Source organism: Saccharospirillum salsuginis (assembly GCF_014651855.1).
GTDB lineage: Bacteria > Pseudomonadota > Gammaproteobacteria > Pseudomonadales > Natronospirillaceae > Saccharospirillum > Saccharospirillum salsuginis.
The window spans coordinates 15,606-40,260 of the sequence record NZ_BMXR01000007.1 but is presented as its reverse complement, the minus strand read 5'-3'; the positions used below and the strand labels follow the sequence as shown (position 1 = coordinate 40,260).

Genomic DNA, 24,655 nt, shown 5'->3' with positions numbered 1-24,655 from the left:
GCACCCCATGACCCAACGACAGCAACTCGTCATTATCGGCAACGGCATGGTCGGCCATCACTTCGCGGAATCCTTCCGCCAACAGGCCGGTGCCGATGCCTGGCAAGTCCACATCGTCGGCGAAGAACACCACAGTGCCTACGACCGTGTGCACCTGTCCGAATACTTCCAGGGCAAAGGCCACGCCGAACTGGCACTGGGTACTCTGGACGGTTATCGAGAGGCCGGCATCGAAGCCCACCTGGGCGTGAAGGCCGACCACATCGATCGGCAGGCCAAGACCGTCACCCTGAGCAACGGCGACACACTGGCTTACGATAAACTGGTGCTTGCCACCGGTTCCTATCCGTTCGTGCCGCCGATCCCCGGTCATGAGGCCGAGCGGTGCTTTGTCTACCGCACTCTCGACGACCTGGACGCCATTCGTTCGGCGGCGGCCGAAGGCACCACCGGTGTCGTCATCGGCGGTGGCCTGTTGGGCCTGGAAGCGGCCAACGCGTTGAAGTCTCTCGGCCTGCACACCCACGTCATCGAATTCGCCCCGCGCCTGATGCCGGTGCAACTGGACGATGACGCCGGGCAGGTGTTGCGCGCAAAAATCGAAGAGCTGGGCGTCACGGTACACACCCAGACCGCCACCCAGTCCATCGACACGCTGGATGACGGCCGCCTGCAACTGAACTTTGCCGAGGGAGACCCCCTGACCACCGACGTGCTGGTATTCTCCGCCGGCATTCGCCCGCAGGACGCCCTGGGCCGTGACTGCGACCTGGACATGGGCGAGCGCGGCGGCATCTGCGTCAACAACCACTGCCAAACCTCCGACCCGGACATCTATGCCATCGGTGAAGTCGCCCTGTGGGATCAGAAGATCTTCGGCCTGGTCGCACCCGGTTACCGCATGGCCGAAGCCGCCGCCGCCCACCTGGACGGTGGCGAGGCGCCCTTCCTCGGCGCCGACATGAGCACCAAGCTGAAGCTCCTGGGTGTGGACGTCGGCTCCATCGGCGACGCCCACGCCGCATCCAGCGGTGCGATCAGCTTCCGTTACAACAACGAAGCCAAGGGTGTTTACAAGAAGATCGTCACCAGCGCCGATGGCAAACGCCTGCTCGGGGCCATTCTGGTCGGCGACAATTCCGTGTACGACACACTGCTGCAATACCACCTGAACGACATCGAACTGCCGGCCGAACCGGACAGTCTGATCCTGCCGACCTCGGACGCCACCCCGGCACTGGGTGTCGACGCCCTGCCGGATACGGCCACCATCTGTTCCTGCCTGAACGTCACCAAGGGCGACATCGTGGGCGCCGTCGACGGCGGCTGCTGCAGCGTCGGCGATGTGAAAAGCGAGACCGACGCCAGCACCGGTTGCGGCGGCTGCGCGGCCATGCTGAAGGACGTGGTGGACGCCACCCTGGAAGCGCGCGGCATCGAAGTGGATCACTCCCTGTGTGAACACTTCAGTCACACCCGGCAGGAGCTCTACCACCTGGTGCTGGTGGAAGAGATCAAGACCTTCGACGAACTGATTCAACATCACGGACAGGGCCGTGGTTGTGACATCTGCAAACCGGCGGTCGCCTCCGTCCTCGCCAGCGTCTGGAACGAGCTGGTGCACGATGAACCGCACGTCAAACTGCAGGACACCAACGACACCTTCCTGGCCAACATGCAGAAGGACGGCACCTACTCCATCGTGCCTCGCATCGCCGGCGGCGAGATCACCCCGGACAAGCTGTTGGTGATCGGCCAGGTCGCCAAGGACTACAACCTTTACACCAAGATCACCGGCGGCCAACGCATCGACCTGTTCGGCGCCCAGTTGCACCAGTTGCCGGACATCTGGCAGACCCTGATCGACGCCGGCTTCGAAACCGGCCACGCCTACGGCAAATCGGTACGCACGGTGAAATCCTGCGTCGGCAGCACCTGGTGTCGCTACGGCGTTCAGGATTCGGTCGGCATGGCGATTCTGTTGGAGAACCGCTACAAGGGCTTGCGCGCACCGCACAAACTCAAGTTCGCCGTCTCCGGCTGCACCCGCGAATGCGCCGAAGCCCAGAGCAAGGACATCGGCGTCATCGCCACCGAAAACGGCTGGAACCTCTACGTCTGTGGCAACGGCGGCATGAAACCCCGCCATGCGGATCTGTTCGCCACCGACCTCGACGACGTCACCCTGATCAAAACCATCGACCGCCTGCTGATGTTCTACATCCGCACCGCCGACCGCCTGCAACGCACCGCACGCTGGATGGAAAACCTCGAAGGCGGCCTCGACTACCTGAAAGATGTCATCCTTAACGACAGCCTGGGCATCAACGCGGACCTCGAAGCGCAAATGGAACGCGTCATCGACACCTACCAGTGCGAATGGAAGGCGACGCTCGAAGATGAAGAGAAACTCAAACGCTTCCGCACCTTCGTCAACAGCCCGGAAGAGGACGACAATGTCGTCTTCGTACAGGAACGAGACCAGATCCGCCCGGCCACGGACGATGAAAAACAAAACCTGATCGCCACCGCCTGACAAATATCCGGGGCAAACAACTGTTGCCCCGGATTCGATTACCTGTAGGGCAGAAGAGCCCGAAGGGCGTTATCCGCCATAGAATTCAACCCCTAACACGTAGGGCAGAAGAGCGCAGCGACATCTGCCGAAATAAAGCCCGAATACCAGGAGAGAACCACCATGACCGCCCAACTGAAACCCGACACCTGGACCCCCATCTGCACAACAAACGACCTGGTCCCGGACTCCGGCGTAGCCGCCAAAATCGACAACCAACAAATCGCCCTCTTCTACCTCCCGGACGAACACCGCGTCTACGCCCTGGCCAACAAAGACCCATTCAGCAACGCCAACGTCATCGCCCGGGGCCTGACCGGCGACCTGCAAGGCAAAACCGTCGTAGCCAGCCCGCTCTACAAACAACACTTCAGCCTCGAAGACGGCCAGTGCCTGGAAGACGACAGCGTCCGCCTGGACACCTGGCCGGCGCGCATCGAAGGCGACCACGTCTACATTTCCATCCAGTGAGGCTCTGAATGTCCGCGGTTCACACCACCTGTGCATATTGCGGCGTCGGCTGCGGCGTCGAGGTTCCCGGTCGCGGCGACCGGTCGGTCCGGGTCAAGGGCTTGGCCAGCCACCCCGCTAACGGCGGCCGCTTGTGCGTCAAAGGCACCCACCTGGGCGACACCCTGCCGCTGAAAGACCGACTGCTCTATCCCAGCATCGACGGCCGGGACACCGACTGGGACACAGCCGTCGAGCTGATCGCAGGCCGACTGCAAGTCGCGCTGGACGAGTACGGCCCGGACAGCATCGGTTTTTACCTCTCCGGCCAGTTGCTGACCGAGGACTATTACGTCGCCAACAAACTGGCCAAGGGCTTCCTCGGCACCGCCAACGTCGACACCAATTCCCGGCTGTGCATGAGCTCCGCCGTGGCCGCCCATACCCGCGCTTTCGGTGAAGACCTGGTGCCCGGCAATTACGACGACCTGGAACAGGCCGACCTGGTGGTGCTGGTCGGCTCCAACCTCGCCTGGGCGCACCCGGTGCTATTCCAGCGCCTGCAAAACGCCCGGCAACACAACCCGCACAAACAGCTGATCGTCATCGACCCGCGCCGCACCGAAACCGCCGAAGCTGCGGACCTGCACCTGCCATTGAAACCCGGTACCGACGGACGACTGCTGAACGGCCTGCTCGCCTGGCTGGCCGACCGGAACCAAATCGACCGCGCCTACATCGATACCCACACCCAAGGCTTCGACGACACCCTGGCGCAAGCCCGTGAACACGCCGGCACCGACCTGCCGCAGCTCGCCGAAGACTGCGGATTGCGTCTCGCCGATGTGCAGAGTTTCTTCAACACCTTCGCCGCCACCGAAAAAACCGTGACGGCCTGGTCGATGGGCATCAACCAAAGCCGCTCCGGCGTGGACAAGAGCCAGACCATCATCAACCTGCACCTGGCCACCGGCCGCATTGGCAAGCCGGGTGCCGCGCCCTTTTCCATCACCGGCCAACCCAATGCCATGGGCGGCCGCGAAGTCGGCGGATTGGCGAACCAGCTGGCCGCGCACCGCGATTTCGCGCCGGAGAATGTCGACGCCGTCGAACAGTTCTGGCAAGCCAAACGCATGGCGCGGCAACCGGGCCTGAAAGCCGTGGATCTGTTCAGAGCAGCCGCCGAAGGTCGCATCAAGGTGTTGTGGATTCTGGCCACCAACCCCCTGGCGAGCATGCCCGATGCGCCATTGGTTAAAAAAGCACTGGAGCGGGTCGAGACCGTCATCGTCTCCGACGTCGTGCAGCACACCGACACAGTGGCCTACGCCGACATCGTACTGCCCGCCCTGGCCTGGGGCGAAAAGGACGGGACCGTCACCAACTCGGAACGATGCTTGTCGCGCCAGCGCGGGTTCCTGATTCCGCCGGGCCAGGCCAAACCGGACTGGTGGGCGCTGGCCCGGGTCGGACAGTCACTCGGGCACACAGAAGCCTTCGCCTATGAGCGCGCCGCCGATGTGTTTCGGGAACACGCACGCCTGAGCACCCTGAACACCGACAGCCACCGACAGTTCAACCTGACCGGCCTCGACAGCCTGACCCCGGCGGACTACGACAACCTGCAACCGGTGCAATGGCCGCTCAGCGACGACGGCGAGCCCACACCGCGTCTGTTCTCCGACGGCCGTTTTGCCACGCCGGACGGCAAGGCCCGCTTTATACCGGTCACCCCGGAAGAGCCGACCGAATCGACCGACCGATTGCGCCTCAACACCGGCCGCATTCGCGATCAATGGCACAGCATGACTCGCACCGGTTTCGCCCCACGCCTGACCCAGCACCGCCGAGACTTCACGCTCGCCATGCACCCGATCGACGCCGACCGACTCGGCATCGCCGCCGACGCCCTGGTAAGGGTCCACAACGAACAAGGACGGTTCCTGGCCCGGGCCGACCTCACCGACACCGTCCAACCCGGCCAATTGTTCGCGCCCATGCACTGGAACCAGACCTTCGCCTCCGAAGGCGGTGTCGCCCAGGTCATCCCGCCCAAAGTCGACCCGCTCGCCGGCCAACCGGAAAGCAAACACGCCCTGGTGGATGTGGAACCGGTCCCGATTGCCGTGCATGGCCTCTACGTCGGCTTCAACCTGCCAACCCCTCTGTTGGACGGCGCGCACTGGTTCAAGCACCACCTGAACGGCATGACCGTCTGGCAATTGTTCTACACCGACGCCACCGTCACCGACCTGCGCCAACGCCTGAACCTGGACGCCACTGATCTCATCCTGAGCGACGATCACGACCACTGGTTCCAGGCGATCTCACGTCCGCCGACGAACAATCCGCACTGGCTGTCCCTGTCCGAACACCCCATCGCGGAACCGGATACCGATTGGCTGGAGCAACAGTTCGACCAGGGCAACGACAGCATGGATGACTGGGTTCGCGGACAGCCGGCGGGCGACCTCGACCGTGGAAAGTTAGTGTGTACATGCTTCAATGTACGGGACAAGCAGATTGCGGAGTATTTGGAGGAGAATACGGAAGCCGGGCTAGAGGATGTTCAGCAGGCGTTGAAGTGCAGCACGTCGTGCGGAAGTTGCCTGACCGAGGTGGTTAAAATTGTCGAAACGTCGGTTACAACACCAGGGTGAACAACACCCCTTCCTCGCTCACTGAAGGGTTGGAGCATTGAGGAAGGGGCCGGATTTCGCTTTACCAACGAAGTCGAGCCAGTAGCCACTCGACGTCCGCCGGCTGGAACTGACCCGTCAGGTGAATGGAACCTTCCCGTTTTTCGTCGACGATGAAAATGGCGTCCCACATGCTGGATTTACGTAGAATGACAAAGGCATCCAGACCCGCCTTTTGATAGTGACGAAAATCAGTGGCCGCATCGACGGTCAAAATCGTATTAACGATTTCTTTATCGGGCCCTTTAGACAGTACTCCCGTGGTCAAGTCAACAAACATGTCCCGGACAGACAGCCCCAGTTGATCGTGCAACCCTCCGGTTGTTTGCTGTTCATCCAGACGACCCACGCTCATTTGTGTAATGGCATTCGTTTCCGGGTTAAAGTTGATCTGCATCGACGGAGAGCTGAGGTTCAGATAGTTCAAGAACTGAATGTCATCGCGGTTAAAGCAGAACGCCACTTCGGCGAACTCCAACCAGTGTTTACCTTCCGCGCATTCGGGTTCCGGCCATCCAGTATTGGCATACGCCAACGAAACAGCCCCCATCCCAACAGCCACACAGAATCTCAAGAAACAGCGTCGAACCTTCATTTCAGCACGGCTCCTTAACTTGCCCAATGGAATTTCGAATCTCAATCCCGCACCAATCCCAACCGTTCATGCCACGCTGCGATGGATTCGTCGGGATACTCATCAAACACCCTGTCCCGAGGCCCCGAAGCCACATCCACCCAGGATGCCTTGCTCGCCAACATCAGGTGCACCTTCTCCGGCGGCTTGGGCAATTCAGTATCGATCGCCGAGGCGTGTGGGTGCACCAGATCCGGCCAATTCGGGTCGTATACCCACAGGGCACTGCCGCAATGTTTGCAGAAATGCCGTTCGCCTTCACTCACTTTCCCGTTCAACCGTGCATGATAGACATTGATGTGTTCCCGGCCCTGGACCTCCATCGTGTCGTAATCCCCACTGAGATTGATGGCAAAGCCGCCACCACCGGCGGTTTTACGGCAAATCGAGCAATAGCAGTAGTTGAATGGGTACGGGTGTGGTGACTGTAACTGGAATTGCACCGCTCCACAGTGACAGGAACCTTCAAGCTTCATTTTCACTCACCTCCATAGAAACAGGGCAGCGATCATGTGTAGCTGACAAAGTAACATTCTTCAACTCGGTCGCGGCAGGCAGGATATCCCGCCATTACGATTGAAGATCAATCTTTACAATCGATCATCAGGGTGCCAATCGATCGTCTACAGTGGACCGACGCCGACCTTCATTTCGAAATGCTCAGCGAATCGGTATACAGAAAGCCATCGTAAGGACATTCATCGGTGCCTTCGCAGCCCAGGTTGTATAGACCTTGCTGGCTATTCGACACCTCGCGAGGAAAGACCTCCATGGGACCGCATTCCTCGGTACAGGCCCACACTTCGCCTCCGCCCGCCCAAGTATCATAGGTGGCGATATGATAGTCGAATCCGCGCAGTTGGTGCACGAAGGGGTAGGCGTCATACCCCTGGCTCCGGGTCCGTCTCGCGTGCCAGTTCCCAACCAGGATAAAGGTCTTGTCGATGGCCTGGGTTTTGATGAAACCGTCCATTCGACCAGGCGCTTCTTCATCCCAGTCCTCCTCGACCAACCCCAGGATCATCAGTTCGGATGAGTTGGCTCGCTTTAGCCGATACAAATCCACCAGCAGTGCTTTCATAGCAGGACTGTGGCGTCCATCGCTGTAGGGGCCCCAATGTTCCGACTGAAACACAGCCTCGGAAAAGGCGGCCGCGTCCGCGTAGTCGGCGTTGAAAACCGGTGTTAACTCCGATGACAATTCCAAACCGACAAGAATGCGATGGTCAGTCGTGTTTCGGAAATGGCAAACAAGGTCGAAAAACAGCGGTTGGATTTCTTTCGTACCGTGGTACTCGCCAACAACGACGATGTCTTCGTCTTCGACCAGTGAAGCCCCCACGGCTCCACAACCGAATCCAGCGCTGTCCGAGTAAACGGCTTCACAAAACGCCAGCAACCCTGCCAATAGCAAAGTCAGTATCCTTTGGTGCATAGTCCCTCCCATTATCGGCTTTCATCAGACATTAACTGTCGGGTCAGACAGGGAAAAGCCTAATCCCCACCCAACTGTTGGGCGCTAAAGGTACCGACGTCGGGCCTCCAACGCCAGGCCTTTGCCTACGGAGTTGTACAGATCCCCACTGACCCATTTCGCATCGGGAAAGCGTGATTGAATCATGGATCGGATGGTCGGCAAGGCGGTTGAACCGCCCGTGGTGAAAATGGTTTGAATGTCGCTTTTGCCCAGGCCGGATTGAACCAGAGTCTCGTCGACGGTGCGGAACACACGATTCACATCGTCGGCAATGGCTTCGTTCATGGTCGCTTGGGTTGCGGTGGGTTGCGGGCCCCCGTCTTCAGCCTCCAACAGAAACGACAGATCCAACTGAGTCTCGTCCACCTGGGACAAGTCGATCTTGGCTCGTTCGACTTCGCCGGCCAGTCGGTGACCCGCCTTGTTTTTCAGAACGGTCATCAGCCGATCGATGGGCTCGCGTTCGCGCATCTGCAGACGTAAATCCGCGATGTCGCGCAGCACCTTGGGTTCGTACAGCCAGTGGATGCGGTGCCAGGTGGCCAGATCCACAAAATAGTGTCTGGGCATGCTGAGTGTCGGCTTGTCCTTATAGCAGACATTCATGCCGAGCAGGGGCATGACGGTGGCAAGCGATATGTTCCGGTCGAAATCGGTGCCGCCGATGTGAACGCCGTGATTGGCGAGGATGTCGCTGGAGCGGTCAGCCAGTTGGCTGCGCGACTTGGCCAGACGGATCAGCGTGAAATCCGAGGTGCCGCCGCCCACGTCGATGATCAGGGCGAGCTCTTCGCCGTCCACCTGCTGTTCGTAGTCGTAGGCGGCGGCGATGGGTTCGTATTGAAAGGAGACGTCCTGGAAGCCGACCTTGTGGGCGATGTCGGCCATACGAGCTTCGGCGGCCTGGTCCAACTCGGGGTGATTGTCGCTGAAATGCACGGGCCGACCCAGTACGACGTGAGTCAGTGGTTTCCCGGCGAAGGCTTCGGCGCGTTCCTTCAGGCTTTGAACGAAGAATCCGATGATGTCGTTGAACGAATAAACACGGGTCTTGATCTGGGTGCCTTCGTCCATCTGGCGCGTACCGAGTATGGACTTCATCGAACGCATCAGGCGTCCGAACTCACCCTGAGTGTAATGAGCGATCGCCCGGCGTCCGAAGTGTATGTCATTGGTCTCGAAGTCGAAAAACAGGGCGCTGGGTAAGGTGGTTTCCTGTTGCCCGGTACGCGGGTCGTATTCCAGCGGCACCATCTGCGCCCGGCCGTCTTTGAAGACGCCCACGGTGGAATTCGAGGTTCCAAAGTCCAGTCCACAGATCATGCATCATCCTCCCGGCCGTTCACAGAAAAAAGGGCGCGGGATTATACAGGAACGCCTCCGGAAGGGGGAGGCGATCGCACCTTAATGCATGGCCCGGGAGCGAACCGACTCGGGCGTATCCCCGGTCCAGGCATGAAACGCCCGGAAAAACGAGTTCGGATCCTCATAGCCCAACAGAAAAGAGATCTGGGCATAGGGCAGATCGGACTGGGTGATGTAGTACCGGGCCAGTTCTTCGCGCACCTGGCCGAGAATGGTCTTGACGCTGGTGCCTTCGCTGGACAGGCGCCGCTGCAGGGTGCGACGGCTGACGTGCAGTTGACCGGCCAGGTCATCGACGCTGCTTTTCCCGACGGGCAGCAATTCCAGCAAGGCGCTGCGCACGCGTTCGGCCATGCCGCTATCGGTGTTGATTTCCGACAGGCGTTTGCGCAGACCGGGCTCGAAGAAGGCCCACATCTCGGAATTCTCAGTAATGAAGGGTTTGGCGGCATCCTCGGCACCGAAGGTCACGGTAATGGTGTTATCGAGCTCTGGTGTCACACCGAAATACTCGGTGCATGCGTCGATGGCCGGGAAGGCAGTCGGTGTGGTTACACGCAGTGGAACAATCGGCTCGCGCGTGGCCATCCGGGCCAGTTGCACGAAAAAACCGACTTCCAGCGCGATCAGCGACGGAGGAATGTCCCACCGGTTCTCCAGGAAGCGCAGTGTGACCCGGGTGGCGTCCTTGCCGGTGTCGATGTCGAGGGTCATGGGGCAAATCAGGGGTTTGAATTGCCGCAACCGCTGCAGCGCGGTGTTCAGGTCCGGGCTGCAGTAGGCGGCGAACAGGGGCGGACTGAACGCTTCGCTGTTCAGGCCACGCAGAATGTGAAACGAAAAGGCAGCGTCATCCACCATGAACTCGATGGCGCGCCAGAGCCGAAAATACGCTTCGGTGGACAGACCCGCGTTGGGGCGACTGAACAGGTCCGCTGGCAAATCGGCGCGCCGGAGCACCTCGGCGACGTTGAGGCCGAGGTCGGTCAGGATGGTCCGCCAACTGGGGCTGACCGCGAATCTCAAGGTCGTGTTCATTGTTCTCCCACTTGTCGAATAGACCGACCACCCGGGCCGGGTGCTCACCCGGTTCAGGATACCATCACGACCGGGGTTTCAGTTGCCCGCTGTCCACCATTTGCTGGAAGAAATCGTTCACGGACTCGGCGAGCGGCCGATAGGTCATGCCGAGGGCCCGTTTGCTCTTGCTGTTGTCGGCTTTCCAGGGCAAATCGACATTCCGGGCGATCAACTTGCGCGTCATCTCCTTGTCCACCAGCGGGCCGACCAGCCAGAGCAGCCACTTGGGTAAGGGGCGGCGCGGAATCGGAAAGCGGTCGCCATATCGATCCTGCAGAGTCCGGGCCATCTCGAACAGGTCGGTGTTATGGCCGGATATGATGTGGCGACCTTGCGCCTCCGGTGTGAACCCGGCCTGATAGTGGGCTTCGGCCAGGTCGCGGACATCCACCGCGCCGATGCCGAAACGCGGACAGCCGGACTTCAGGGTGCCATCGCCAAAGCGGCGGATGATGTTGAAACTCTCCGAGGTGGCGAACGGGTTCAGGCCCGGGCCGATGACCAGGCTCGGGTTGACGACCACCAGGTCCCAGCGCGATTGGGCCTTGTTGATCTCCCAGGCGGCCTGTTCCGCGACGGTTTTGGAATAGGAATAAGGGTTGTCGTCCAGCGTCGAGGTGGTGTTCCAGACGTCCTCGGTGAATACGCCATCGGGGGTCTTGTCGAGATCAGCGCACTCGCTGTAGATGGCGGCACAACTGCTGGTCAGCACCACGCGCTTGACCGAGGGGGTCCGGTTGGCGGTCTCCAACACATTGCGGGTGCCTTCCAGAGCCGGTGTCACCAGCTCTTTTTGCGGATCCTCGACGCTGTTGAAGAAGGGAGAGGCGGTGTGAAACACCAGTTCGCAGTCTTCCATGGCCTCCGCGTAGGAGCCCTTGTCCAGTAGATCGGCCTTGAAATACCGAAGGGTTCCGGGTGTGTTGGCCGCGACGTCGTTCAGGTATTTCAGCTTGTCGGTGTTGTCGGGGTCGCGTACCGGGGCGTGGACCGTCAGGCCCGCTTCGAGCAGTTTGCGGACCAATACGCCGGCTACATAGCCGGTGGCGCCGGTCACCATAACCGGGGCGTTGCGGTCAATTCGGGTCATGCGGTCTCTCCTTGGGGTATCTTTGGATGGAGAGCATGATAGACCGCAGTCTAACCACACTCACTAGCAGAACGCGCCGTCCTGCTTGCACTTTGTGCCATTTGATTGGCTGGTCGCCGCAGGCGTCGTCCGACAGGTTCATTGGTAGGACGGTTTACTTTGGAGGCAATAGCTCGGTGTTGGATTACGCGCAGACGCGCTACCGAACCGTCGGACCGATCCAACCTACTTACACAATGGAGCGGGAGAAGCCGGCGCGATGCCGGCTCCCCCCGATGGGTGTTAATTACACTGCGATCCCCATATTTCGTCCACCCAGGCCGGGTAGTCGACGAAGGGGTTGCGGTTGCCCTGCTGTTCGACGATGCGTGCATGGCGATCGATTTCGCGCTGGCTGACCGGGTCTTGCTGGTGCCAGGCATAGAGGGTGCACAATTCGCCCAGGTTGTTCCCACTGGTGCCGGTGTAGTTCACCAGTTGCAAGTCCCCGACGCCGGTGCCGTCGTTGCCGTTGTAGCGCACATCCATGTAGAACATCATCCGCGCGAGATCGCCTTTCACCGCGTCGCGCGGCTCGAAGCTGTCGGCGTCGGTGTAGTTGCCGGGTGCTTCCGAGATCTGGCTGCCGCCGTCGTCGTAGTCCTTGTTGCCCCGGTCGGCGTTGACCGACACATCGGACGGACGCAGGTGGTGGATGTCGGTATACGCCCAGTCGCCGGAACTCGGAAAACCGTGGCTCTTCGGCCAGCTGTGTTCGCGGTTCCAGGCATCCTGGTCGTTATTGCCACTGGCGCTGAAATCCTTGTCCTGGGACCGGCCGGTGTAGATCAGGATGACGTTGTTGCTGTTGTTCGGGTCTTCGTCGGTGTACGACAGGGCATCCCATACCTGGGAATAACTCATTCGACTGTGGTTGCGCGCGGCGGCTTCATTCAGGGCGCTGGTGAGGGCTGAACCGGTTTTTCCGATGGCATCGGCGTAGTAAGTCTCGTACCCGTCCCAGGTCGCGCCGTCATTTCCGGAGCCCCCGCCATCGCTGTAGGACGCGGTCAGGCTCAGGTTCGAATAGGCGTTATAGCCCCGAACCATGAGGTGGTAGGTCCCCGCTTGCGGGGTCGCGACGCTGCAGGTCTCGTCGTTGCCGGCCTCATAGGGGCGGCAATCGTAACTGGATGAGGTCGGGCTTGTACCGTACTTCAGGTACAGATCGGCATCGCCGGAGCCGCCGCTGATCCCGACGACCAGATTTTCGGCGTCGCCGGGGACGTCCAGATGGTAGTGGGTCTCGGAGCCGTCCGCGCCCGACAGTCCGGTCAGGGTCTCGCCATTGCTCAGGGCCTGGCTGGTACCCCCACTCGCGCTGTCGTAGGTCGCCAACAGAGAGACATCGGAAAAACTCTGATAAGCGCGAACCTGGATGTAATAGGTCCCGGTTTGCGGTGTACCGAAGTCACACGTCTCATCGTTGCCGGACAGGTAAGGCCGGCAATCGTAGCTGGATGTGGTCGGTACAGCCCCGGCACGAACGTAGAGGTCCGCATCGCCGGAGCCGCCGGAGAGATTAACGCTCAGGTTGGTGGCATCGGCCGGGACGGCGATTTCATAGTCCAGCGCACTGCCGGTGGATGCCGACAGTGAGTTGACCGGTGTCCCTTCGGTCAGGGCGGCGCCTTGGGCGGTCAGGCACGTCAGTGCCAGTGTCAGGAAGGTCAGTCGTTTCTTCATGGATTATTGGCCTTATTTGTTATTTATGAGGAAACTGCTTATTCCTTTTCAGGAAAACCTAACCTAACAGACAGTTTTTACAGGTCTATGACTCAACGGCAATACGAGCCCATTGATCGATTTTTGTTCACAAATTGTGAACTCTGTTCTGTTTGGAAGCGGTTTTAGGGAAAAAAGCCGGCCACGAACGATTGCTGGGATCTCAGGATCCATTGGGGTGGCATGAGCCGATAGAGCCGGTCTCTCAACCCGGTTCCCGGGAGCCCCTGTCCATGGGCGAATCGACCTGCCCACCAGGACAAGCGCCGCACGTTATCGACCCGTCGATGGCGCTGTCGTTTCAGCGCCTCCGCCGATCCACGCCCCTGCATCAGCAATCCGGCCAACACCCAGGCGTCTTCCATGCCGAGGGCCGCGCCCTGCCCCAGGTTGGGTGTCACGGGATGCGCCGCGTCACCGATCAGCAGGCGGTTGCCTGTGCCCCAGCGTACGGGCCGGTCGCACAACGGGTGGCTGAGCCAATGCGGGTCAGTCGGTAAGGCATCCGCCAACGCTCGCCCTTCCGGCCCCCAAGCATTCAAATCACGGACCGTTGGAGCTGAAGCCGCGTCGGCACCGGTTTCCACCCAATACAGATAGGTTCGATGGCCACCGATGGGAATGGCGCCCAGGCGGGTTGTGCCGCGTACCCATTCCAGCCCGTGTGGACCCAAGGGCTGGGCCGGCAGAACCGTGCGCCAGCACCATTGGCCACTGTCGCGAAGCGTGTCCAAGGGTTCCAGTCGGTGCCGAACAGCGGAGTGCAGACCGTCGGCACCGATCAGATGGGTCGCCGTCCAGGCGTCACCCGTATTCAATCGAGCCTCGATACAATTACCCCGGGTCTGCCAACCGGACAGGCTGGCCCCCATCTGAAGTCGTTCCCCGGGCACGATGGACAGCAGCATCCGATGCAGGTCGGCGCGATGCACACCGATCGCGAACTGTCGGTTCGGAAAGGTCAGGCTCCGGGCGTGCCCGGCCGGACCGACGGACATGGTCTTTAACCCACAGCCGGCTTCAGTCAATGCATCGCCCAACCCCAGACCTTCGAGGATCGCCCGAGCATTGGGTTGAATGACGAGGCCCGCCCCGACCGGTTCCAACGTTCGAGCCTGCTCCACTATCCGATAGTCCACACCCCGACGCTCGAGCTGTCCCGCCAGTGTCAGCCCGGCGATGCCCGCGCCCTGAATCAACACCCGGGGTTTGGCATCGACACCCGCTTTCATACCGGCACCCCGAGTGTCCGGGAGCGCTGTCGGTAGCCATACACCAGGCACAGCACCATAACGGCCCAGAAGCCGGAAGGCGGAATCGCCATTCCTCCCAAAAGCGACAGCAGAGCCCCGCCGCCCCATTCCACCCGGCGCAACGGGTCGGTGCGATGCCGGATGGATTCGCCCCACAAGGCGAGCAGAAAGCCAAAGTAAAAGAACCAGAACATAACCGCACGAAGCGGTTCATCACGATCCTGGGAGGCCCACCAGCCCAGAGCGATGGCGTCCTTCAGGGGTTGGTGGAAGGTCAGCAAACCGACCACCTGATGCAGTAAAGCCAGAGCGATCAGTGACAGACCCAGAGTTCGGTTGGACATTGTCGTTTCCTTGTTTTAAATACTGATTGATCATGCTCATTGAGCATGTTCATTATTATCCTGAAACGCCACTCGGTCAAGATTCATTGAACATGCTCAACAAAACGATACACTGCCCCTGAACGTCTTCGGGAACCCATACCGTGTCCAAACGCCAGCAACAGAAAGCCGACACCCGCCATCGCCTGCTTGCGGAAGCCAAGCGATTGTTCATTGAACAGGGGTATGAACCCACCACCACACGGCAGCTGGCCCGGGTATGTGACGTCAGCGTGGGCACCGTGTTTTCACACTTCCCGGACAAGCCGACGCTGTTGAGGGCGATTTTGTACAACGACGTGGAGTCGGCGCTCGCCTGGGCGCGCGAAGAGGTTCCGAAGTCCAGCGGTGGGCTGGAGGTTCTGCTGATTCATGCGCGCCACCTGTACCGGTTCTACGCCTCGAATCCGACGTTGAGTCGGGCGCTGTTGACCACCTCGATGTTTGATATGAGCGGCTTCGGGTCCCAGTTGACCGGATTCATGTCCGAATTGTCCCGGCGATTGACGGGCGTAGATGGTTTGACGGAAGAGCGGGCGTATTGGGTCTCGCGAGCCTGGATGGCGAGTTATTTCTTTGTGTTGGTGGAGGGGCTTGGGGGTGAGGAGATGGATGTGGAGGATTGGTTGAGGCTGTTGCGTGGACAGTGCGAGGTGGTTGGATTGGGGGCTGGATAAATTGTAGGGCAGAAGAGCCCGAAGGGCGTTATCTGCCGTTTACAGCGGTGCCGGCGAGTTGAAACGAATGGCACTGAATTAGTAGGGCAGAAGAGCGACGGCGTTATCTGCCGTTATCAACGGTGCCGTTCGTCTCTTTGACAGGCACCGTATTAAACGGCAGATAACGCCCTTCAGGCTCTTCTGCCCTACTAAGTGAATGCCGGTCGTTTCAGTTGAGCGGCACTGTTGTAAACGGCAGATATCGCTGTCGCCCGATGTGTCGGACCACTTCTGCCCTACTTGGTTCCCAATCAGCCGTCTTTTTTCGGGCCGATCCAGATCTGCTGGGCGTTCACGAATTCGCGAATGCCGTGCGGACCCAGTTCGCGGCCAAAACCGGACTTCTTGATGCCACCGCTCGGCAGCCTCGGGTCGGTCTTGACGATGCCATTGATCGCGACCTGGCCGGTTTCGATCAGCGGAGCCAGAGCCTCGCCGCGCTTGGCATCGGTCCAGATGGCGGCCGCCAGGCCATAGCGGCTGTTGTTGGCCATGGCCAGAGCCTGAACTTCGTTCTCGGCTTTCATCACTACGGCAATCGGCCCGAAGGTTTCCTCGCAGCTGCCGGTCATGTCCTCGGTGACATCGGCGAGCAGTGTCACCGGGTAGTAGTAGCCGTCACCACTGGGCATTTCACCGCCCAGCAGGCAGCGAGCGCCGGCCTGGACGGTTTCGGTCACCTGGCGGTGCAGGTTGTCGCGCAGATCCGGGCGGGCGATGGGGCCGATGTCGGTGGTCTCTTCGCGCGGGTCTCCGAGCTTGAGCTTAGCCAACCGCTCTTCCAGCAGTTCGACCATGCGGTCGTACACCGGCGCTTCGACAATGATGCGTTTGGCGGCGATGCAGCTCTGGCCGGCGTTGATGATGCGCGACAGCGTGATCACATCCGCCGCTTCTTCCAGGTTGGCATCGGACAGCACAATGGCCGGGTCGGAGCCGCCGAGTTCGAGCACGGAATGCTTGATTTCGGACGCGGCGATGGAGGCCACGGCCGCCCCGCCTTTCTCCGACCCGGTGAAGGACACGGCTTGGATGCGGTCGTCGCGAATCACTTTTTCCACGTCCGGTGTTTCCAACGGCAGGTTCTGGAAGATGCCTTCCGGCGCACCGACCCGTTCGAACAATTTGCCGATGGCCTCGGCACAGGCCGGTACGTGCGGGTCGTGTTTCATCACACAGGTGTTGCCGGCCATCAGCGTCGGGGCGCAATAGCGGAACGCGAGCCAGAAAGGCGCGTTCCAGGGCAAAATGCCGAGAATCACACCCAACGGCCGATATTGGACATAACTGAGGGTCGCATCAGATTCGATGGTATCGGTTTTCAGATAGTCCTCGGCGTGCTCGGCATAGTGTTCGGCGCACCAGGCGGCTTTCTGTACTTCGCCCCGCGCTTCCTTGATCGGCTTGCCCATCTCCTCGGTCATCAGAATGGCGAGGTTTTCGATGTCGTCGCGCATCAGCTTGGCGACATCCTTCAGTACACGTGCACGTTCATCGAACGTGGTCTGCCGCCAGCTTTGATAGGCCGCGTCCGCCGTCACCAGGATGCGCTCGACCTCGGATGAACTGGCCGGCTGTACTTCACGCACGATTTTTCCGGTGCTTGGATCTGTGGCTGTCAGCATGTTGATTCCTCTTTGATTGTAGGGTGTCGCGCTACCCGACGCACCGCGACACCGGCCTGATATGACATCAGTTGGCGGCGGCCTGGGTTTGTTTTTCCTTACCCTTGGACCGGGCCTTTTTTTCGGACGATTTGGGCGCCTCGGGTTCGTTTGAAGGCTCATTGACCACTGTGGGAGCCACATCTCTGGGTTCGATTTCGCGAGCCGCGAATTCCGGCTTGACCACGAAGTCCTCGTCCAGCGTGAAGAACGACTCACAGCCCCGATCAGTCACCCGAATGGTGTCGGAAATACCGACCGTCTTGTCGCCGTCCACGCCCCACATCCAGGGCAGGATGTGAAAGGTCATGCCTTCCTCCAGAACGCGGGAATCGCCTTGTTTGAGGCTGACGATATAGCCCTCGTCCCAGGCCGGCGGAAACGCGATGCCGATCGAATAACCGGACCGCGTGACCAGTCGGGCGCCCACGTCATTGTCCGTAATGATGTTGCGCACCAGATTATCAACATCCGAAACGGTCAGTCCGGGACGAATCAGCTTTTTCACTTCCCGCAACGCGTGCTTCATACGCTCCTGGGCGTGATGCATCGAGTCGGTCAGGTCACCCAGTACGACGGTACGCATCATGGCCGTGTGGTAGCGCCGATAGCAGCCGCCGATTTCCAGAAAGACGTGCTCCCCCGGCTGAACGGTGCGGCCTTCCCAAGTGGCATGGCCGATCATGGTGCGCGGTCCGGAGGTGATGTAGGGCATCACCGCCGGCGGCTCGCCACCGGCGCGGAACATGGCGTTGGATACCGCCGCGCCGATCTCGTTCTCCGTCGCGCCGGCCACGCAGGCATCGAAGCCGGCTTTCATGCCGGCCTCGGTCGCAAGTGCGGCTTTCTTCATGACATCGATCTCGACCGGCGACTTGCAGACACGACCTTCCTCGACGATGCCGAAACAGTCCATCAACTGACCATCCAGAAAGGTGGTGTGGATGCTGTCCTGATGGTAGGCCGGGAAGAAATAGCTGTTCCGTTCGTAGCCGATGTTCTTACCGGCCAGACCGAACTCGCGCAGCGATTCGACCAACATCTGAATGGCATCCCCCGTGTCCGGATAAGGGCGGGTATGCTTCACCCAGGTCCGGGCATGGATGTTGGACTCTTCCATGTAACGGGTAATCATGAAGGGTTCGTCTTCCAGCGGTACGACCAGGCACTGGAAGAACGAATACCCCGTGGTCTGATAATCCGTCAGGTACATCAGGTTTTCCGGATCCGTGATCACCACAGCATCGAGCAGGCGCTTGGCCATCCGCTCGCGCAACCCGTCCAGGCGCCGCACGTACTCCTCGAACGGAAAGGTCATGTCATCGCGCTGTCTCATGCACCCTCCACAACGGTATTCACAGCCTTCGACAGAATGGCCAGACCTTCATTGAGATCGGCATCGGGAATGGTCAGCGGCGGAATCAACTTCAACACCTTACCGCCCGTGCCACAGGCACCGATCAGCAATCCCTGGCTGAAACACTCTTGAGCCACTTTTTTGGCCAGGGCACCGTCGCCCAGGTCGATGGCCTGCATCATGCCTTTGCCGCGAACCTGGAACGGTTTGCCGGAGTGCTGGCTGACAATGCCTTGCAGGTGTTCTTTCAAGACCTCGCCCTTGCGCTTGGTGTCGGTCATCAGGTTGTCGTTGTCGAAGTATTTCAACGCTTCCACGCCGGCGACGAAGGAGAAGCCCTGTCCCCGGAAGGTGCCGGTGTGTTCACCCGGGTTCCAGTGTTCGTCATGCTCCGGCTTGACCAGGTTCATCGCCAGCGGCGTACCGAAACCGCCGATGCCCTTGGCCAGGGTGACGATGTCCGGGTCCAGCCCCATGCCGTCGAAGCTGAAGTAGCTGCCGGTGCGGCCGCAACCGGCCTGGATGTCGTCGATGATGAACAAGGCGCCCAGGTCGTGCGCCAGCTTTTGAACCGCCTGCAACCATTCCTGGCTGGCGACGTGGACACCGCCCTCGGCCTGGATGGCCTCGACCAGAAACGCCGCCGGTTTTTCCAGGCCGCTGGAGGAATCCTCGAACTGCGCACGCAGACGGTCGACCGCTTCGGTACCGCATCCCATTTCGCAGCCTTCGCAGCGGGTTTCACAGCCAAAGGGCTGGCGCACCACATGCTCCAGCGGTACACCGGCGGCATTGCGGAAGACGGCGTTGGCTGTGCAGGCCAGCGAGCCCAGCGTCATACCGTGAAAGCCGTGGCTGTAAGCGACCACGTTCTTGCGACCGGTGACCCGGCGTGCCAGCTTGAGCGCCGCTTCAACGGCGTTGGTGCCGGTGGGCCCCATGAACTGCATTTTGTGGTTCATGTTGCGCGGCTTGAGAATGGTGTCGGCGAATTTATCCAGAAAGTCGCGCTTGACGGTGGTGTAGGTGTCCAGACTGTGCGCCACACCATCGTTCTGAATGAACTCGATCAACGCTTTTTTCATGTGCTCGTTGTTGTGCCCGAAATTGAGCACACCGGCACCGGCGAAGAAGTCGATGTAAGACTTCCCGGCTTCGTCTACCTGCCTCGCATTCGAGGCCGACTTGAACACCGTGGGATACAAACGGCAATAGCCACGGATATTGGATTCCCACTGTTCAAACACGTTCATATCAGCCATATCAGCCCCTCCTCTGTCGAGCTTGGTTGGTTAGGTCGAGTGTAGACCATGGATCAGTCCGGTATGGGTGCCCCGGCCAGTCGAGCGTAAATGCGCGCCACATGGGGGATCAGCGCGTCGTTGAAGTCGTATTTCGGACTGTGGCACGGAATATCGTGTTGCCGGCCGTCGTCCGACCCGATCAGGGCGAAGGCGCCCGGGACTTCATTCAGGTAATAGCTGAAGTCTTCCGAGGCCATGATGGGAACCGGGGTGGACTGACTGATCACGTCGGACCCGAATTCGTCCTGCAACGCCTGCCGGTAGAGCGACGCCTCTTCCGGGTGGTTGATGGTCGCCCCGTAACGCGGATAAACGCTGACGTCGCACTCCACGCCATGGGCCCGCGCGGTGGATTGGGCGATGTCGTCGATCAGGGTCGCCAGGGTATCGCGCTGGTCGGGATTGGCGAGGCGAAAACTGCCTTCGAGCGTCGCGGAGTCGGGTATGATGGTGACGCCGCTGCGCGCATCGAAAGAGGTGACGCTGAACACGGTGGCATCCTGGGGAGCCAGACGCCGGCTGACGATTTGCTGCAACGCCACAACGATGGCGGAGCCGGCCAGAACCGGGTCGCGGCACACCTCGGGCTGGCTGGAATGACCGCCCTGCCCGCGCACTTCGATCTTGAAGGTGCCGTTGCCGGCCATGACGGCGCCATTGGGACACACCGCCTGCCCGAACGGGATGGCCGGCCAGTTATGCCAGCCGAAAACCGCGTCCACGCCCTTCAAGGCACCGTCTTCGATCATGCGTTTGGCGCCGTGGCCGCCTTCTTCGGCGGGTTGGAACAGGAGCGTGACCGGACCCGGCAATTCGGCTTCGTGCTGCTTCAGCCACTGAGCGGCGGCGAACAAGGTGGCGGTGTGACCGTCGTGACCGCAGGCATGCATGCACCCGTCGGTTTGGGAAGACCAGTCGGCGCCGGTGTCTTCGTGTATGGGCAAGGCGTCGATGTCTGCGCGCAACGCGACGTGGCGCCCGCTCGCCTGTCCCGCCAGACGGGCAACGGTGCCGGTTTGAGCGCAGGGCTCCCATTCGATTCCCAGTGCCGTCAGGCGCCGACGGATGTTGTCCGCCGTTTGTTCTTCCGACCAGCTGAGTTCGGGTTGCCGATGCAATTCACGCCGAAACGCGACCGATTCCTCGATAAACGCATCCCAGTTTTGTGCATGCTGCTGCGCCACGTCACACCACCTATTTCAAATATTTTTGACAGTTTTCCTCGAATCACACATACCGTGTTCAGCCTGCCATTTCAGGATAGTCAGGAATTGATAAATCGCACAGCGCTGAACTGCGGATACCCTAGATTCAATAACGGCAGGGTTGCAAGACATTTTTTTCGCACCGAGCCGAACGCCGTTGCATTCAGGATGCCTCCGCTACAATTCGGCCTACAAACCGCTTTCGATAAAACCCTTATAAATCTTTTATTATCAATAGGTTACAAACATATATTTAGTGCATAAACCGCTTCAATACGGCCCAAATAATAATCATGCCCAGTGAATAAAAAGTTCGACTGAAAATGAATATTCAGCGTCATTCGAAACGCACTTTCGAGGCTATTAATTTTTGGGGGAATAACTATTAGATCCCTAAAAAATTTTCTCAGGCTTCTTTAGGGATCTAATAAATCGGTTCCGAAATCGTGCCATATGTTCGATATTATGAACACCTGACGACGACGTTCAGTGTCGCCCCCGATACCGGTCAAGCAGTCTCCGGTACACCTGATTGTTCCAGTCCTGAACGATGATCTGGGAGCGAAACAGTGCCCAAAACTCAAGGACGGTGATCAACGCGATCATCCCCAACCCCCAAAGCACGGAATGGGTGAACATCACAATGAGCCCCGACACAAACAGCGCCAGATCCAGCGCACCCCGACCCCAGCGGCCGAGATAAAAATGATGCAATCCCGTGATGAAAAACCAGTTCAGGGCGGCGTAGGTGTCGGGATCTTTCACGGCCCGACCGGCTTCGCGGTAAAAGGCCTTGCGCGCTTCGGCGGGCAAGGCGTTGGCTTCGGTCTTGAGTTGCTCTTCGTCGTTGTCGACTTCGTCTTGTTTCAGCATTCAGCGTGCCCGTTCCCGTCTCTTGAGGTGAGAATGGCCTGGAGTGGCCCGGTCCGGAACCGGTTCATGACACTTGCATACGGCATCGTGCCGATTGCAGCGACGTATTCGGTCCCAACCGAGCCGCATTCCCGGTACCAGGCCGTGCCGGCGAATGGCCTCTTCCGTAAAGGCCGAACAGCTGGGTTCGAAATTGCAGTCGATTCCGAACCAGCGTCGACCGCCACCGGTGGCCCGGTAACGCCCGATCATCCAGAGAACGCACCGTGTCGGCGACATCACCGCCCCAGGGTGACGATCATGGCTTCACGCTGCCAGAAGAGCCAGAAGCGCTTTTGTTCCAACACCTGAAAGACCACCTGCCAGCCATCGGCCGCCAGCGCATTCAGTTCCGCTTCGATCTTGCGCAACGGCAGGCCTGAAGCCCCCAGCAGGATAGTGCCGCAACCTCCTTCGGCGAGGTGAACGACCTTGTATTCGGTGTAGCGACTATCGGGCATCGATCTTCTCCTATTCGATTATTGAACGGTGTGAAGATTCGACGTTATGCAAGATGGGCGAGGAAAGCAACGTAAGAGCGGCGGGTTAATGCTTCACTTCTCAAGGTTGTGATGGGCTACGTCCTTGTCGCATCATTGAAGACAGGTTTCCCGAAAACCAAAGAGGCTGGACGGATGGAGATTCGCATTAAACGCGTTTATGAGTCCCCCGCAACGAACGACGGTTATCGCGTATTGGTGGACCGGGTCTGGCCACGTGGTCGCACCAAAGAGGAGGTTCAGGCGGATCGCTGGCTCAAGACACTGGCGCCGAGCACCCGACTTCGAAAGTGGTTCAACCACGACTCGGACAAGTGGGAAGCGTTCAAGCACCATTATTTCGAGGAACTGCGTGGGCAACAGGACGCTATCGAACAATTGACGCAGGAGGCCGGACAGGGTCCGATCACGTTGCTGTACTCCGCGCGCGACACGGAGCACAACCAGGCCGTGGCCTTGCGCGAGTATCTGACTCGCGAGTTCATTGAAAACCATTGAACAGGAGCGCATCAAACGATGGCTCGACGAGGGCAAGGATGTTTACGCCTGCTTCCAGTCCATTCGCACCGTACTTCCATTTTTCACCTGAAAGCTGGGCTCGCCCCATTTCAACGACTCGGTCACGGATCCCAATTCGTGCTCGTTGGCGACATCCAGAAGCCACCGACGCAGCGTGTTCAGTTTCGTCCTGGCCGGATCGGGGTAGTTGGCAAAGGTATCGGTTGTTACGGTCATCGTGTTCGAATCCTTTCCGGGGCTATTGGAAGGAGAATCCTCCGTCCCGCAGCGCTTTTTCCAGTTTGGGAATGGAACTCGGCCCCATACCGTGCAGTTTCAGGATTTCGGCCTGGCTGTAGCGGGACAGGTCTTTCAAGGTGTTGATGCCGGCGTTCGCCAGGGCGCGTCGGGCCGGGGCGCTCAAACCGGCGAAGGCATCGTCCGAGCGGGCGGATGTCCGGGATTTGCGAGACTTTTTCGGCGCTTTGGGCGGCAGTGTGTCGACGAACGCAACACATCGGTCGATCCAGGCGAAGAGATCGGCGTCTTCCGCCAGGCCTTCGGCTTCGACAGTCAGGATGCCTTTCATCGGTCGGCCGGTAAACTCCATGGGTTTGGCGTGGGGTAAGGCAAGATGTTCCTCATAGTGGTCCGGCCCGATCCGAGCCATCAGATCGTTGCCGAGCAGACCGCAGCACATGTGATCGTGCACCATAAAACACAGGCCACCGAACATCTTTTTCTCGACCACATCGGTGCGTCCCTGAAAATAGTCGCGAATGCGTTGAGCCAGACCTTCATCGTAAGCCATGGGAGCCTCCTTCCCGGCCGTTTCGGACCACTACTAGATGTAGCGCGATTGACCCCGGCTTGCAAGGCCGTCCCTCAACCGAAGCTGAGCCACCCGATCTGCTGCAACACCTGGCTGATGCTCATCAGTACACACATGACGATCACCACCGGACGGATGATCCTGGCGCCGCCAGCCAGCATGGTGTGACTGCCGACATAGGCGCCCACAATCTGCCCGGCCATCATGGCGAAACCAATGGTCCAGACCACCTGGCCACCGGCGGTGAACAGGGCGAGAGAGACGACATTCGAGGTGAAGTTCAACAACTTGGCCCGGATGGTGGCGTTCAGCAGGGTCTGACCGCGAAAGGCCACGCCGCTGGCGGCGAAGAACGACCCGGTGCCGGGCCCGAAAAAGCCGTCGTAGAAGCCGACAGCCGGCACCCAGGTACGACCCCAGGCGCGCTCGGTCATGCGGGCATCGGCTTCCATTTCGCCCAGATTGGGGGATAACCAGTAGTAGACGGCGACGGCGACCAACAAAACGGGAATCACCCAGGCCAGCCAATCGGTGTTGACGCGTTGCACCAGCCAGGTGCCGATCGCCGAACCGATGGCGGAGGCGATCACCAGCGGAATCAGGTGGCGCCCTCGCAGATGGCCCTTGAAGTACATCGTCAAAGTGGAGGTCAACGTGCCCACGACGCCCTGACTCTTATTGGTCGCCAGTGCACTGACCGGAGGAACACCGGCCAATAGCAAGGCCGGCAGCGCGATCAGGCCGCCACCGCCGGCCAGGGTGTCGACCCAGCCGGCCAGCATGGCAACGGCGAACATGATGAACAACAGCGTCAGTGGCCAATCCAATTCCATTCAGGGCTCCAGTCTCGTCAACGGCTGGCCATTATGCCTGAAATTCCCGATCGAATATAAC

24 protein-coding genes are annotated in these 24,655 nt (G+C 59.9%); 5 read left to right on the top strand and 19 right to left on the bottom strand.

What is annotated here, in order from left to right; all coding sequences use genetic code 11:
• Positions 1-7 precede the first annotated feature (7 nt).
• The 3 genes from nirB to IE111_RS14235 all read left to right on the top strand — a co-directional run bounded on the left by nirB (position 8) and on the right by IE111_RS14235 (position 5,685).
• A complete protein-coding gene (gene nirB, locus IE111_RS14245) occupies positions 8-2,536 on the top strand; it encodes a nitrite reductase large subunit NirB (protein WP_189609899.1) in 2,529 nt (842 codons plus the stop codon).
• 162 nt (positions 2,537-2,698) lie between these two features.
• A complete protein-coding gene (nirD, locus tag IE111_RS14240; RefSeq protein WP_189609897.1) occupies positions 2,699-3,046 on the top strand; it encodes a nitrite reductase small subunit NirD in 348 nt (115 codons plus the stop codon).
• An 8-nt stretch (positions 3,047-3,054) separates the two neighbouring features.
• Positions 3,055-5,685, top strand: coding sequence for a nitrate reductase (locus IE111_RS14235; RefSeq protein WP_189609895.1), 2,631 nt, complete (start codon positions 3,055-3,057; stop codon positions 5,683-5,685).
• A gap of 61 nt (positions 5,686-5,746) precedes the next feature.
• On the opposite strand, the gene IE111_RS14230 is transcribed toward IE111_RS14235, so the two are convergent.
• From IE111_RS14230 to IE111_RS14190, 9 genes are all read right to left on the bottom strand, one after another.
• On the bottom strand, positions 5,747-6,319 hold the full coding sequence (locus IE111_RS14230; protein ID WP_189609892.1) for a hypothetical protein: 573 nt from the start codon (positions 6,317-6,319) through the stop codon (positions 5,747-5,749).
• 41 nt (positions 6,320-6,360) lie between these two features.
• Positions 6,361-6,834 carry a GFA family protein gene (locus IE111_RS14225; protein ID WP_189609890.1) on the bottom strand — a complete coding sequence of 158 codons (474 nt, stop codon included), beginning with the start codon at positions 6,832-6,834 and terminating at the stop codon, positions 6,361-6,363.
• 170 nt (positions 6,835-7,004) lie between these two features.
• A complete protein-coding gene (locus IE111_RS14220) occupies positions 7,005-7,793 on the bottom strand; it encodes a hypothetical protein (RefSeq protein WP_189609888.1) in 789 nt (262 codons plus the stop codon).
• Positions 7,794-7,877: 84 nt separating this feature from the next.
• On the bottom strand, positions 7,878-9,158 hold the full coding sequence (locus IE111_RS14215) for an Hsp70 family protein (protein ID WP_189609886.1): 1,281 nt from the start codon (positions 9,156-9,158) through the stop codon (positions 7,878-7,880).
• 81 nt (positions 9,159-9,239) lie between these two features.
• The gene (locus IE111_RS14210) at positions 9,240-10,238 is read right to left on the bottom strand and encodes an AraC family transcriptional regulator (protein WP_189609884.1); all 999 of its coding nucleotides are present in this window, start codon (positions 10,236-10,238) and stop codon (positions 9,240-9,242) included.
• 64 nt (positions 10,239-10,302) lie between these two features.
• Complete coding sequence (locus IE111_RS14205) at positions 10,303-11,370, bottom strand: NAD-dependent epimerase/dehydratase family protein (protein WP_189609881.1); 1,068 nt, start codon at positions 11,368-11,370, stop codon at positions 10,303-10,305.
• Between the two features lie 282 nt (positions 11,371-11,652).
• Positions 11,653-13,095, bottom strand: coding sequence for an endonuclease (locus IE111_RS14200; protein WP_189609879.1), 1,443 nt, complete (start codon positions 13,093-13,095; stop codon positions 11,653-11,655).
• Between the two features lie 164 nt (positions 13,096-13,259).
• Positions 13,260-14,366 (bottom strand): FAD-dependent oxidoreductase, encoded by a 1,107-nt coding sequence (locus tag IE111_RS14195; RefSeq protein ID WP_189609877.1) that lies wholly within the window; start codon positions 14,364-14,366, stop codon positions 13,260-13,262.
• Positions 14,363-14,731: a DUF6463 family protein gene (locus IE111_RS14190; RefSeq protein ID WP_189609875.1), complete on the bottom strand. Its 369-nt coding sequence runs from the start codon at positions 14,729-14,731 to the stop codon at positions 14,363-14,365. Before IE111_RS14190 ends, IE111_RS14195 begins: the two co-directional genes overlap by 4 nt.
• Before the next feature lie 143 nt (positions 14,732-14,874).
• On the opposite strand from IE111_RS14190, the gene IE111_RS14185 reads away from it, so the two are divergent.
• Positions 14,875-15,447 carry a TetR/AcrR family transcriptional regulator gene (locus IE111_RS14185; RefSeq protein WP_189609873.1) on the top strand — a complete coding sequence of 191 codons (573 nt, stop codon included), beginning with the start codon at positions 14,875-14,877 and terminating at the stop codon, positions 15,445-15,447.
• Between the two features lie 293 nt (positions 15,448-15,740).
• On the opposite strand, the gene IE111_RS14180 is transcribed toward IE111_RS14185, so the two are convergent.
• The 7 genes from IE111_RS14180 to IE111_RS14150 all read right to left on the bottom strand — a co-directional run bounded on the left by IE111_RS14180 (position 15,741) and on the right by IE111_RS14150 (position 22,392).
• Entirely contained in the window at positions 15,741-17,114 is a 1,374-nt protein-coding gene (locus IE111_RS14180) for an NAD-dependent succinate-semialdehyde dehydrogenase (protein WP_189609871.1), read from the bottom strand.
• 67 nt (positions 17,115-17,181) lie between these two features.
• Positions 17,182-18,489 (bottom strand): ectoine hydrolase, encoded by a 1,308-nt coding sequence (gene doeA, locus IE111_RS14175; protein WP_189609869.1) that lies wholly within the window; start codon positions 18,487-18,489, stop codon positions 17,182-17,184.
• Positions 18,486-19,772 (bottom strand): aspartate aminotransferase family protein, encoded by a 1,287-nt coding sequence (locus IE111_RS14170; RefSeq protein WP_308427543.1) that lies wholly within the window; start codon positions 19,770-19,772, stop codon positions 18,486-18,488. The genes doeA and IE111_RS14170 overlap by 4 nt, the downstream gene beginning before the upstream one ends.
• Positions 19,773-19,825: 53 nt before the next feature.
• Positions 19,826-20,998 (bottom strand): N(2)-acetyl-L-2,4-diaminobutanoate deacetylase DoeB2, encoded by a 1,173-nt coding sequence (gene doeB2 / locus IE111_RS14165; protein ID WP_189609868.1) that lies wholly within the window; start codon positions 20,996-20,998, stop codon positions 19,826-19,828.
• 507 nt (positions 20,999-21,505) lie between these two features.
• Positions 21,506-21,892, bottom strand: a complete 387-nt coding sequence (locus IE111_RS14160) for a TM2 domain-containing protein (RefSeq protein ID WP_189609866.1) — start codon at positions 21,890-21,892, stop codon at positions 21,506-21,508.
• Complete coding sequence (yidD, locus tag IE111_RS14155; protein WP_189609862.1) at positions 21,893-22,171, bottom strand: membrane protein insertion efficiency factor YidD; 279 nt, start codon at positions 22,169-22,171, stop codon at positions 21,893-21,895.
• Complete coding sequence (locus IE111_RS14150) at positions 22,171-22,392, bottom strand: DUF4177 domain-containing protein (protein ID WP_189609861.1); 222 nt, start codon at positions 22,390-22,392, stop codon at positions 22,171-22,173. Before IE111_RS14150 ends, yidD begins: the two co-directional genes overlap by 1 nt.
• A 174-nt stretch (positions 22,393-22,566) precedes the next feature.
• Here IE111_RS14150 and IE111_RS14145 point away from each other — a divergent pair, with 174 nt between their 5' ends.
• Positions 22,567-22,929: a DUF488 domain-containing protein gene (locus IE111_RS14145; protein WP_189609858.1), complete on the top strand. Its 363-nt coding sequence runs from the start codon at positions 22,567-22,569 to the stop codon at positions 22,927-22,929.
• Positions 22,930-22,971: 42 nt separating this feature from the next.
• On the opposite strand, the gene IE111_RS14140 is transcribed toward IE111_RS14145, so the two are convergent.
• From IE111_RS14140 to IE111_RS14130, 3 genes are all read right to left on the bottom strand, one after another.
• Positions 22,972-23,166: a hypothetical protein gene (locus tag IE111_RS14140; protein WP_189609856.1), complete on the bottom strand. Its 195-nt coding sequence runs from the start codon at positions 23,164-23,166 to the stop codon at positions 22,972-22,974.
• 22 nt (positions 23,167-23,188) lie between these two features.
• A complete protein-coding gene (locus tag IE111_RS14135; RefSeq protein ID WP_189609854.1) occupies positions 23,189-23,740 on the bottom strand; it encodes a TfoX/Sxy family protein in 552 nt (183 codons plus the stop codon).
• A gap of 74 nt (positions 23,741-23,814) precedes the next feature.
• Positions 23,815-24,594 (bottom strand): TSUP family transporter, encoded by a 780-nt coding sequence (locus IE111_RS14130; RefSeq protein WP_189609852.1) that lies wholly within the window; start codon positions 24,592-24,594, stop codon positions 23,815-23,817.
• Positions 24,595-24,655: the final 61 nt, after the last annotated feature.